Raw genomic sequence first — 12658 nt, forward strand, 5'->3', positions numbered from 1 at the left:
GGGTCTGAAAGCGGAAAAGTGAAAGGCCAAGTCGTTGCAACAAAGCAGTCGCTACAAACAGGTTCATTGTGTGTAACGGGGCCAGTGTGTTCCCCCACTGGCCCCACCCCAAATTCGTAACGTTATAGAGAGAATAATCATGAAAGCAGTTCATTTTGGTGCAGGTAACATCGGTCGTGGTTTCATTGGTAAAGTGTTGGCAGATGCTAACGTGGCAGTCACTTTTGCCGATGTCGATGCGCCGTTAGTTGACCAACTTAGCCATGACCAATCTTACAAAGTCAAAGTGGTGGGCAGTGAGTGTGTGGTCGATACCGTGACGCACATTACCGCCGTCAATTCAGCCAGCGAAGCGGTAATTGAGCAGATGATCCATACCGACATGGTGACCACCGCCGTGGGCCCTAACGTGTTGGATATCATTGCAAAAACCATCGCCAAAGGCCTGACGCACCGCTTTGAGGCGGGTAACAACCAGCCTCTGAATATCATTGCGTGTGAAAATATGGTGCGTGGTACGACTCACCTGAAAAATGAGGTGTATAAACACCTGAATGCGATTTACCACGCACAGGCCGATGAGTTAGTCGGTTTTGTGGATTCAGCGGTTGACCGTATTGTGCCGCCGTCCGATGCGGCTAACGATGATCCACTGGAAGTGACCGTGGAAAGTTTCAGCGAGTGGATTGTTGATAAGCAGCAGTTCAAAGGGAATATCCCGGTTATCGCGGGCATGGAAACCACCGACAACCTGATGGCGTTTGTGGAACGTAAACTGTTTACGCTTAATACGGGTCACATCATGACGGCGTACCTTGGCGCATTAAAAGGCCATGAAACCGTGCGTGATGCGATTGAAGATGCAGATATCCGTACGCAGGTGAAAACCGCGATGCAAGAAAGTGGGGAAGTGTTGATCCGCCGTTACGGCTTTGACCGAGACATGCACAACGCGTATATCGAGAAAATTTTGAGCCGCTTTGCGAACCCGTATCTGCGTGATGAAATTGACCGTGTCGGCCGCCAGCCGATCCGTAAGCTGGGGGACAATGACCGTTTAGTGAAGCCGTTGCTGGGTACCATCGAATACGGTACCGATAACCAATTGCTATTGAAAGGGATCGCCGCCGCGTTTAAATACACCAACAACACGGATCCACAAGCCGTTGAGTTACAAACGTCACTGAATGACATTGGCTTACGTGCCACACTGGAAAAATACACCGGTCTGGCTGCCGACAGTGATGTCGCGCAACAGATTGAAGCGCTCTATCATACGTTATAAGTTCTTATGGCGTACTGCCAGCAGGGCCAGATGAACGACGGATGAGTACATTATCACGCACAGGGGCTACGGTCCCTGTGCGTGTTTGCGAAATTATATGGAAATCATGAGGTAATTATGTTCTCTGCTGCCACGAAAATTAGAATTCATAACCTTGGCCGCTTTTTGACCAATATGGTGCTGCCCAACATTGGCGCCTTTATCGCGTGGGGCCTGTTAACAGCATTGTTCATTCCGACAGGGTGGTGGCCGAATCGCGAGTTAGCCACATTGGTTGAACCCATGATTATCTATTTGCTGCCGCTGCTCATTGGCTACAGTGGCGGTAAACTCACTGGCGGTGAACGTGGCGCAGTTGTGGGGGCGATTGCCACCATGGGCGTGATCACGGGCAGCGAAGTCCCTATGTTCATCGGCGCCATGATGATGGGCCCGTTAGCGGGCTGGTTGATCACCCGTTTTGATCAGGCGCTGACCGGTAAGGTAAAAAGCGGCTTTGAAATGTTGGTGAACAATTTCTCAGCCGGTATCGTCGGCATGGGGTGCGGCATTGTTGGTTTCTATTTCATTGGTCCGGTGGTGGACATCGCCTCGGCCGCGTTAACGGCGGGTGTCAAAGTCACGGTAGAGGCCGGATTGCTGCCACTGGTGTCGCTCTTTATTGAGCCAGCGAAGATCCTGTTCCTCAATAATGCCATTAACCACGGCATTCTGACCCCGTTGGGTATTCAGCAAGTGCGTGAAGTCGGTGAATCCTTGTTCTTCTTGATTGAAGCGAATCCGGGGCCGGGTTTGGGGGTTTTGTTGGCGTACATGGTCTTTGGTCAGGGTACGGCACGACAAACTGCCGGTGGCGCATCGATTATTCATTTCTTCGGAGGGATCCATGAGATCTACTTCCCGTATGTACTGATGAAGCCGCGTTTGATTCTGGCAGCGATAGCCGGGGCAATGACGGGGATCTTTATCTTGGTGATTTTTCAGGCAGGCATTGTGGCACCGGCATCACCGGGGTCTATTGTCGCTATTCTGTTGTTAACGCCAAAAGCGGATGTATTGGGCGTGAGCTTAGTCATTGTGGCTTCAACGGCAGTCTCGTTTATTGTCGCGGCATTATTGTTGAAAACAGAACCAGGGACTGAACAATAACCCCGCAAACGGTGAGAAAGTGGGAGATAGCCATGTCTTCATGGCTCTGAACCCGTTAGAATAATGTGTTTATCCTCAGTGGGTTGTCGGACATGCTTGAGGATAAAGTGGATGAAACGTTTAACGAAAGCAGTGTATGGCGAATAGTGATCAAGAAACAGACATTTTAGAGCGTTTGAACGATGCGCAGACAGTGCGAGGGTTCTTTATTGCTGCCATTGCCGTATTTGATGAGTCCGTGGAAGGCTTATTGCAGCGCATCTTCCGTAAAGATGATTTTGTGGTGAAATCGGTGGTGGAACCCTTGTTGTCCCAGTCAGGGCCTCTCGGGGAAATCACGGTACGACTGAAACTGCTATTAGGTTTAGGCGTGGTGGCGGATGCGGTGTATCACGACATTGATGCCATGATGAAACTGCGTGATTTTCTTAACCGCGATGGCAATGAATACCGCTTTACGGATGCGGCGATTTTAGATGTCATCAAAGAGCTGCATGCCGTGAAAAATATGGGCATGGTGCAGTTGGATGTGATGCCGCCGGATGATGATACCGATATGACGTTTTATCAGATGCAATTGGCACGTCAGGAGCAGGTGATCAAATCCACCATGGCATTGGCCATTGCCGGTATCTGTAATGAATTAGGCAAAGACAGTCCGTTCTAGATCTTTTTTGTCTTGTTCGCTATCCATTTGAAGTGATGATGCTCTGTATTATATCAGACGTACCAATGCTAAAAAGCCGCCTGACGGCCTGTTTATACCTTAACGTTGTGTAAACAGATCTTCAGGCGACCAAGCTCTCGTTTCTCGTTTCTCGTTTCTAGGTTCTCGTTTCTGTCTGGCACTCATCCCGATACAAAATCGTCATCGAGAGGGCGCTTTGCATATAGGTAGTCTGCACTTGACGGGTTGTATGCGTACCTTCGGAGGTATCACACACAATCTGCCAGCGTTCGCCCGCTGGTAAGCGATAGCGCGTAGGAATGGCAGACGGATTGATCAAAAACATCAGTTCAGCACCGGTTTTCTCAATGCCAAGGAAAAGGGCAAAGGCTTCAATTTTTTGCCAGTCTTCGCCATTCATTACATGACCATCAGAACGCTTCCAACTAATACGGTGATGGCCGCGGTGTGGGCCACTAAAGGAACGCGTGAACGGCACCATAATCCGTTGTCTGGCGGCAATTAATGTGGCGAGCCAGTGACGGAACTCGTCTTTGTCTTTGCTACCCGTCCAGTCGGCCCAGCTGATGGCATTATCCTGACAGTAGGCATTATTGTTGCCGCCCTGGCTGTGTGACAGTAAATCGACCGCCAGCAGGTGTGGCATCCCAAAGCTGAACAGCAAGGTGGCCATCAGGTTGCGTTTTTGGCGCTCTCGTCGACATAAGACGGCGTAGTTGTCGGTATCACCTTCAATGCCGTGGTTATTTGAGCGGTTATCGCCGTGTCCGTCACGGTTATTTTCCCCATTGGCATGATTGTGCTTTTGGTTATAACTCACCAAATCTTGCAAGGTAAATCCGTCATGGTAAGCAATAAAGTTAACGGATAATTTATCGGGCCATTGTCCGGCACTGAATAAATCGCGCGAGCCCATAAGACGGGTGGCGAATTCTTTCATGTTATTCTCTTGGCACAACCAATAGCTTTTTATTGTGTCGCGGTATTTATCGTTACACTCATTCCAACCGCGCGGGAAATGCCCCAATTGATAGCCGTCTGGGCCGACATCCCACGGTTCAGCAATCAATTTAATTTGTTTTAATACCGGATCCTGAGCAATGGCCTTAAAAAAGGCACTGTGGTGATTAAAACGATCCCCTTGACGGCCTAAGGTTGAGGCTAAATCAAAACGGAAGCCATCAATCTTATAGTTGATGACCCAATGGCGTAAGGTGTCGAGCACGATATTCAGGCTAGGCTGATAGTTGAGATCAACGGTGTTACCACAACCGGTATAATTGCAGTAATGCTTATTCTCATCTTGTAGATAATAGTGTTTGTCGAGGCGCTTTAAGTGGAAGTCAGGCCCGCCTTCGCCACCCTCTGCCGTGTGGTTAAACACGATATCCATGATCACTTCAATGCCATGGCGATGCAGCTCGCGCACCATGGTTTTCATCTCGGTCACGGCATCGTGCAGGGCATAGCGGGGCTCTGGCGCCATAAAGCACAAGCTGTTGTAGCCCCAGTAATTGACCTTGTTCATGCTCAGCAGGTGTGGCTCAGACATGCACGACGTAACGGGCAATAGCTGAAGTGTTGAGATGCCATGCTGTTTGAAGAAAGTAATCATTTCGGGCTGGCATAAGCCCAAATAGGTGCCACGTAAGGCGGGGTCGATATGAGGGTGACGCTGGGTAAAGCCTTTGACGTGGGTTTCTAGCAAGAGTGTTGCTTCACGTGGGATCTGCGGTAAGCGGGTACCTTGCCAATCGAAATCATGATTAACCACGACCGATTTAGCAAAGTGCCAGCTTTGTTCTGCGGTGAATGGCTCTACATAGTGCGGAACGGCATCTAAAGCCTGCGCGTAGGGGTCAAGTAGCAGTCTTTGACCGTCTTTATCATCAAGTTGATAGCCATACACTTGGCCGGCATGGATCTCTTCCACGAAGGTGTAGTGGATATCACCGTATTGCTGATCAAGCGGAACAAGCTGCTGGGTATTATTGTCGTTAAATAAGACAAGATGAATATTTTTATTATCTGGATTATGGAGGGAAAAATTACAACCCTGATCACATAATGTCGCTCCCAATGGAAACGGCTGCGCTAATGTGGCGAACATCCTGTTATCTCTTAGCTAAATTAGACATCATTTTCTGCTATTTAATCGCGAAAATTCGCCCAGTCAAGTAATCATTTATTTCAAAAATAAATGAAAAAAAATTCAGTTATGTTTTCTGTCAGCTTGAAAGTGATTTGTTGATAGAACTCTTATTTTTTCGTTACGTTTCGTAGTTTTATTACAGGTGTACGCCTAACGTTCGTGAGGCGTATCACGAAACCTTCCTCCTCCTTTTTTTCTACGCCCCCATCATCCTCCTGTCTACGCCCTGTATCAGGAGGATGTAGGAAGCTGTACCTGCCCTGAATATAGGCTCCGAAAAGACAGCGAGATAGCCGTCGAGATAACAATAAAATTAAAGGGACATTCCTATGAAACACAAGTTAGTACCTGTAGCAGCGGCTCTTCTTACCGCGCTCACTTCATACAACGTAGCTGCTGAATCTGCCACTGATGTGTTGACTGATGGATGGGAAATCCACGGTTATGGTTCCATGAACTACCGTATGAACGACGGCCAGTCATTTGATAACGAATTCGGTAAAGGCGATTATAAAACGGCAGGTACCTTCGGTAAAAGTAGTTCGCAGGTAGAATTTGTACTGAAAAAACACACTGAATTTGCAAACGGCGTGTACAGTGATTTTGTTGTACGTGCGGAATACGGTAACGGTGATTCATTCTATTACACCTCTTCTGGTGCAGAGAAAAAGAATACCGTTGCACAGTTTGAAATTAAAGAATCTTTTGTGTTGCTGGGTAACTTGCCTTACCTGCCTGCTGACTCTGAAATTTGGGCTGGTCGCCGTTTCCTAAACCGTTCTGCGAGTGGCATGTCGGGTGAATTCTGGAAGCAGTCTTCAGGTACTGGCTTGGGTTTTGAAACCAAATTTGATGATGGCCAACGCGGTGGTATTGCTTTAGTGTCGGCCGATCCAGAAGCGGGTGCAGTTGATCGCCCTGCTGACGGTGACCGTACGACGGTTAGCTCTCTCGACTTTTATTACTACGGTGTGAAAGGCCTAGGCGGAAGCTTCGATTTTGATATGAAGTTGATGCACCGTGCAAATCAAGATCCTGTGGTTGGTTCAGACCCGGCAGAGGACGGCATTGGCGCATCGATTACCTATAACCGTGACTACTATGGCTTCAACGGTTTCTCACAAACTGCGTTGGCATACGGTAAGGGCCTAGCGTCTAACCGCGGTGTAAACTTTGGTGGTTGGAGCACATTGGAAGATTCAGGCGAGTCATTGTTCTTCTCTACATACGGTGTTGCGACATTCAACAGCAACTGGCAGATGGGTTCTGAAATCACGTGGTTCCAAGCGTTGGATACCCTGTTCGGTGCGAAAGATCTACAGCGCGGTCTGATTGCGGTTCGCCCAAGTTACAAAGTGAACGACAACTTCCGTTGGGAATTCACGGCGTCATACGGTTACGAGAACGGTGAAGAAGGTTACTGGGGCCGTACAGGCGATGCAGTAGAAAGCCAAATCCTCAACGGTGAAGTGGCAGCGGTATTTACCGTGAATGCTGACTACTTTGGTCGTCCACAGATCAAGCCTTATGTTAGCCACATCATTGCTGACGATGCTGCCAGTGCGAAGCACATCGGCATTAAAGACGGTGACAACGAGACAATCTTCGGTGTTCACGCAGAAATCTGGTTCTAAATCACATTTCTATCAAGGCAGCCTTCGGGCTGCCTTTTTCCGTTAGAGGTTCAGTTGGATAAGCGGTATATCTCTGTGGGCGATACTGTCACCGCGTCTATAGACATATACCAATTACCCCCGTACCCCAGCGCACATGTTTTGCTGGGAAAGACCATCCGAGAAGGGTAGGGAGAACAACATGAAGATGATGAAAACCACATTGGCTGCCTTATTGGCTGCAACATTGCTTGGCTGCGCGGCTTCACCCACAGTCGAAACGGTAAAAGATGTCACGATCTCACAAGCGGCATGTTGTACCGCATTCAGTGAATTTGCGTGGATCCCGTTGGATGGAACAAGCATTGATGTCACCCTTGATGCTCACTCGCAAATTGGCGAGTTTGTTGATGGCAAGAGTTACTTCGCCGCTTTTGCCTTGCCAGATAATGTTGAACGCATGCAGGTCGACATAAAAAGCTGGATGCGCAGTGCTGGCGTGTTTGCGCCGAAAGTGCTGTTGTTGAATGCCCAATTTGAGGTGGTAGAAACGATCACCTTGGATGACTTTGATGTGAAATTGTCTGACATGTTTCATCTTGCCAGTTATCAAGATCGCGTTGTGATGGATCGAGAAACCACACCATACATGGTGATTTACTCACCAAAAAATTACCGAGAGGGTGAAATTCAAATCCCTCATCCTGAGCGCGTGCGTGCCGAAGAATTAGGATTAGCACGGCCAATGGTGGCCGACCCGGTTATCCAACACTCGACGTTTGGATCGCTGGAGTTAGACCTTAAGCCATTAGCTATGCGATCTTTCCGCGTGACGGCACCCGCTACACCTGCGGTAGTACCTGCAGTGAAAAATCCCGTCGCAGATCATGCACCCGCGAAAGTGACGGCAGCCCCGGTTGTTATCACGGGGAATACACCCGCGGCATCGAGCGTGACCATGCTGCCAGAAAGCGAGGCGTTTTATAATCAGCAGATTAAAGCCGCCGTCGATAACAATGACATGAAAAAAGCGCTGACCTTGATGGAAGAAGCCAAACGTGCGGGATCGCCAAGTGCTGAAGCGGTGTTTTTACAATTGATTAAGCGTTGATAAGGGAGCGCGCAATTAGGCCGCTACCCTTTATTAAGCAGCAATAAAAGACAACAACATCATAATAGAAAGGAAAGGCAGACCCGTGTCTGCCTTTTTAACAGGGATAGAGAAGACCCATCATGACAGAAGTAGCAGTAACCAAGGCATCGGAGCCTCTCGCAAGGGAAGCCGCAGGCAAAGCCGTCGTTTATCAAGTGTTCACGCGCTTGTTTGGCAATACCCAGTCAATGCAACGCCCGTGGGGAACGTTGGCCGAAAACGGCGTAGGGAAATTCAATGATTTCACTGATACCGCGCTGGCGGCGATCAAAGACTTGGGTGTGACTCATATTTGGTATACCGGTGTACCACATCATGCCTTGGTGGGGGATTACACCGCTTTTGGGATTGAAAGCGATCACCCTGCCGTGGTGAAAGGCCGAGCAGGTTCGCCGTATGCGGTGAAAGATTACTACAACGTGAACCCTGACTTGGCGGTGGATCCTGCCCGTCGATTGGAAGAGTTTCAGGCGTTGATTTCCCGCAGTCACCAACATGGCCTAAAGGTGATCATTGATATCGTGCCCAATCATATTGCCCGCCGTTATCAAGGGTTAAGTAACCCTGAGGGCGTGGAAGATTTTGGTGCGCGTGATAACACGGCGGTGGAATACCACCGTGACAATAATTTCTACTACATTCCGGACCAAGCGTTTCAGTTGCCCGACGCTGAGAACGGCTATCAGCCCCTTGGCGGCGACGCACATGCCGATCTGGCAACGCCGTATCAGGAATTTCCGGCTAAATGGACGGGCAATGGTTCACGTTTGGCGAAACCGATATTCGATGACTGGTATGAAACGGTTAAGGTGAATTACGGTGTGCGCCCCGATGGCACGAAAGATTTTGATACCTTGCCTGAAGCTTACCGTACATTGGGCCATGTCGAGCATGTTGCCTTCTGGCAAGATAAGAGCGTGCCGGATTCCTGGTTGAAATTCCGTGACATTGCGCTGTATTGGATTGCGATGGGCGTTGACGGTTTCCGTTACGACATGGCCGAAATGGTGCCTGTTGAGTTTTGGAGCTTCATGAATGCGTCCATCAAGCAGGCTAATCCGGATGCGTTTTTGATGGCGGAAGTGTACCAGCCGGATTTGTACCGCGACTATATTCAACTCGGGAAGATGGATTACTTGTATGACAAGGTCGATTTGTACGACACCCTGAAAGGGATTATGCAAGGGCACGGTTCCACGGATGCGCTGGTGGATGTGCAAGCGCAGTTGATGGATATTGAACATCATATGCTGCATTTCTTGGATAACCATGACGAGCAGCGTATTGCGAGCCCTGAATTTGCCGGTTGTGCCCATAAAGGCAAGCCTGCCATGTTGGTTTCTGCCGCGTTGAGTACCTCGCCAACCATGGTGTATTTTGGTCAGGAAGTCGGAGAGCCTGGCGCAGAAATGGCGGGGTTTGGTCAGCCATCCCGTACGACTATTTTTGACTATGCCGGTGTGCCACATCATCAACGTTGGATGAATAACGGTGCGTTTGATGGCGGACAACTGACGGAGGATGAAAAAGCGCTGCGTGATTTCTATCAGCGTTTATTGTCATTTACCCTGTCCAGCACAGCCTTGATGGGAGAATACCAAGAGATCCACCGTTATAACCGTGAACACACCCCGTACTATGGCGACAAGCTGTTTGCCTTCACCCGTTATGATGCCGATCAGCACTTGTTAGTGGTGGCAAACTTTGCAGATGCACCCGTTGCAGGGGATGAAAAAGGGAAATTGAACCTTCATTTACCAGCGAATGTGATTGATGCATGGCAGCTTAGCGATGGCGAGTATGTGTTGACTGAACAATTGTATGGTGAGGTGAAAGCCGCGCTAACTGTGACAAACGGGGTAGGGACGTTACCGTTGACGCTCGCACCACTCGCATCATTGATTTTGCAGCGAGATTAAATCGGTAAGCATGGAAACGCTGTTAGCTTATTAAATGGAAAAGCCGCTGTTATAGCGGCTTTTTTGTGTCAGTCGCTCTACCATGAGAGCAACGTGGTAGGCCTTCAACAGAAGGCCCGTTAATGCTTTATTTATCCATATGAAGCACGGTACGGATAGACTCACCTTTGTGCATCAGCTCAAAGGCTTCGTTGACATCTTGCAAGCCCATGGTGTGAGTGATGAACTCTTGCAGGCCAAACTCACCGGCCATGTAGCGGTTGACGATTTCAGGCAGTTCAGAGCGGCCTTTTACGCCACCAAATGCGCTGCCACGCCATACACGGCCAGTTACCAACTGGAATGGACGCGTTGAGATCTCTTGGCCTGCACCCGCCACGCCAATAATGACAGACTCCCCCCAACCTTTATGGCAGCACTCAAGTGCTTGACGCATCACGTTAACGTTACCGATACACTCAAAGGAATAATCCACACCGCCATCCGTCATGTCAACAATCACTTCTTGGATGGGTTTGTCGAATTTCATCGGATTAATACAGTCAGTAGCCCCCAGCTGCTTCGCTAACTCGAATTTGCTTTCATTGATATCCACACCAATGATGGTTTTCGCACCAGACATACGTGCGCCGATGATGGCAGATAACCCAATACCACCCAGACCGAATACCGCCACCGTATCGCCTGCTTGTACTTTCGCTGTGTTAAGCACTGCACCCATGCCCGTGGTTACCCCACAGCCGAGTAGGCAGACTTCTTCAAGTGGCGCTTCTTTAGCGACTTTGGCTAATGAAATTTCAGGCAACACCGTGTATTCAGAGAACGTTGAGCAGCCCATGTAATGGAAAATGGTTTCGCCATTAATTGAAAAACGGCTCGTTCCATCAGGCATCAAGCCTTTACCTTGTGTTTCTCGTACGGCTTGGCAAAGGTTCGTTTTGCCTGACAGGCAGTATTTACATTTGCCGCATTCTGCGGTGTAGAGCGGAATGACGTGGTCGCCTACTTCAAGGCTTGTCACGCCTTCGCCAATCATTTCAACAATACCGCCACCTTCATGACCTAAGATGGAAGGGAAGATGCCTTCTGGATCATCCCCTGATAATGTGAAGGCATCGGTATGACAAACGCCTGTCGCAATGATGCGGACCAGCACCTCACCGGCTTTAGGCAGTTGTACGTCGACTTCTTCCATTTTAAGGGGTTCGCCAGCAGCCCAGGCGACCATTGCTTTTGATTTAATTGATGTTTGACCAGGTTTGATATCAAGTGCCATTGGTTTTTCCTTATTAATCACTTATCGGTAGAAAAGCAAGCTTAATGAATAGGGTAAGTGTGGAATCGCTATAAGCGTAGTTACGTTTTCTCTTTATCTTTAGTGCTTCATGAGGATCAGTATAGAGGATCACAAAAATTTGATATTTCGATCAAAATAAAAATGGCCGAATAAACTAATTACCTTATATGAGTCGTGAAGCGGTAGAGCAATGAGGGCTAAAATGACTTAGCGACCTCATCACCTTCATGCCGAAATCATTTGGCTATCAAACATAGCCAAATGATGGGGGGCAATTTATGCTTTATTTTGCGCCGCGATGTGCGTCGCGATGGCATCCATTAGCGCTGGAGATAGGCAGTCGTACGTAGGTAGACCTAGCGCTTCAAAACGTGCGCGGATGGCATCCATATCTTTAGGATCGGTGCCTGTTTCAATGACTGATGACACGAAAGCCGCAAATTGTGGCGCCGACCAACCTTTGTCATCCGATAATTCAGTATGAACAAAATCGAGGCCAAAGAATGGGTGCGCACCATTTTCAATACGGCCATACATATGCGTACCACATGCTTTACATGCATGGCGCTGAATGGCAGCCGCTTCATCAATAATGGCTAACTTGTCTTCATTCGCAATGACTTCAAGATTATCACGTGAAATAACAGCGACTTGAGAAAATACAGCGCCTTCTGGCTTCCAGCACTTAGAACAACCGCAAGCGTGATTATGTGCTGTCTGGCCCGTCAATTTAACACGTACCTTATTCGTTTTACATTTGCAGTTTAATACACCACCGTTGAACCCTTCTTGAGTGGCTGTAAAACCTTGGTCAATAGATGGGTGTAATTTAATCACGTTCATTTTTGTTCCTTTCATAAAGGTCAGTAGCTTTGTAAGTTGTTTTTTCATGTTGTTCACATCCCCTGTTATATAAAGCAATGGTATTTAGTCGTTTGATAAAAGATTATGGGATTAACAGTTGTTGCTGCCAATGACGAACATAATAATTTATTTCATCGTGGTTGRTAATTGTGTTAATTAAAAAAATACTTTTACTTATTAGTAATAATCATTATGTTTGAAAAACACACAAATCAATCACTTAAAAAGTCTATTACCGAGATTAGAGTGCATTTTTGTGGGTTTTTCTTGTTTGTTTGATGCTTAATATATTGATATTTAATGGTTTGCCTTGATTGTTACTCTGCGGTAATAGTGTTTTAATTATTATTTCTATTGATCATTAATTGGTAATGGTTATGATGACCCCATCGAAACGAAATACGCTAGTCACAACGAACAACACGTTATATATGACATAGCAATACAGATTAGACGGAAATAAATATCTAATCCTGTTTCACCTATTTAATACTCATGGCTGATGCGGTGAGTAGCCAATACTCTAAATTAACGGAGC

General features: G+C 47.9%; 8 protein-coding genes and 1 pseudogene. 6 read left to right on the forward strand and 3 right to left on the reverse strand.

What is annotated here, in order from left to right; translation table 11 throughout:
• Window positions 1-139 precede the first annotated feature (139 nt).
• From L4C36_RS10365 to L4C36_RS10375, 3 genes and pseudogenes are all read left to right on the forward strand, one after another.
• Window positions 140-1285: a mannitol-1-phosphate 5-dehydrogenase gene (locus L4C36_RS10365; protein WP_428477731.1), complete on the forward strand. Its 1146-nt coding sequence runs from the start codon at window positions 140-142 to the stop codon at window positions 1283-1285.
• 117 nt (window positions 1286-1402) lie between these two features.
• Window positions 1403-2431: pseudogene (mtlA, locus tag L4C36_RS10370) on the forward strand (mannitol-specific PTS transporter subunit IIC); the annotation flags it as partial.
• A 139-nt stretch (window positions 2432-2570) separates the two neighbouring features.
• Window positions 2571-3101 (forward strand): MltR family transcriptional regulator, encoded by a 531-nt coding sequence (locus L4C36_RS10375; protein WP_428477732.1) that lies wholly within the window; start codon window positions 2571-2573, stop codon window positions 3099-3101.
• A 157-nt stretch (window positions 3102-3258) separates the two neighbouring features.
• Here L4C36_RS10375 and glgX read toward each other — a convergent pair whose 3' ends face one another.
• The gene (glgX, locus tag L4C36_RS10380; RefSeq protein WP_428477733.1) at window positions 3259-5232 is read right to left on the reverse strand and encodes a glycogen debranching protein GlgX; all 1974 of its coding nucleotides are present in this window, start codon (window positions 5230-5232) and stop codon (window positions 3259-3261) included.
• Between the two features lie 371 nt (window positions 5233-5603).
• On the opposite strand from glgX, the gene L4C36_RS10385 reads away from it, so the two are divergent.
• From L4C36_RS10385 to L4C36_RS10395, 3 genes are all read left to right on the forward strand, one after another.
• Window positions 5604-6908, forward strand: a complete 1305-nt coding sequence (locus L4C36_RS10385) for a carbohydrate porin (protein WP_428477734.1) — start codon at window positions 5604-5606, stop codon at window positions 6906-6908.
• A gap of 181 nt (window positions 6909-7089) precedes the next feature.
• Window positions 7090-7998, forward strand: a complete 909-nt coding sequence (locus L4C36_RS10390; protein WP_428477735.1) for a MalM family protein — start codon at window positions 7090-7092, stop codon at window positions 7996-7998.
• 122 nt (window positions 7999-8120) lie between these two features.
• Window positions 8121-9959: an alpha-amylase family glycosyl hydrolase gene (locus L4C36_RS10395; RefSeq protein ID WP_428477736.1), complete on the forward strand. Its 1839-nt coding sequence runs from the start codon at window positions 8121-8123 to the stop codon at window positions 9957-9959.
• A 127-nt stretch (window positions 9960-10086) separates the two neighbouring features.
• Here the strand turns inward: L4C36_RS10395 and L4C36_RS10400 are convergent, their stop codons facing one another.
• Together L4C36_RS10400 and gfa are read right to left on the reverse strand one after the other, a co-directional pair.
• Window positions 10087-11235, reverse strand: coding sequence for an S-(hydroxymethyl)glutathione dehydrogenase/class III alcohol dehydrogenase (locus L4C36_RS10400; protein ID WP_428477737.1), 1149 nt, complete (start codon window positions 11233-11235; stop codon window positions 10087-10089).
• A gap of 297 nt (window positions 11236-11532) precedes the next feature.
• Complete coding sequence (gfa, locus tag L4C36_RS10405; protein WP_428477775.1) at window positions 11533-12099, reverse strand: S-(hydroxymethyl)glutathione synthase; 567 nt, start codon at window positions 12097-12099, stop codon at window positions 11533-11535.
• Window positions 12100-12658: the final 559 nt, after the last annotated feature.

Origin of the sequence: Photobacterium japonica (assembly GCF_050337005.1) — a bacterium.
Classification (GTDB): domain Bacteria; phylum Pseudomonadota; class Gammaproteobacteria; order Enterobacterales; family Vibrionaceae; genus Photobacterium; species Photobacterium japonica.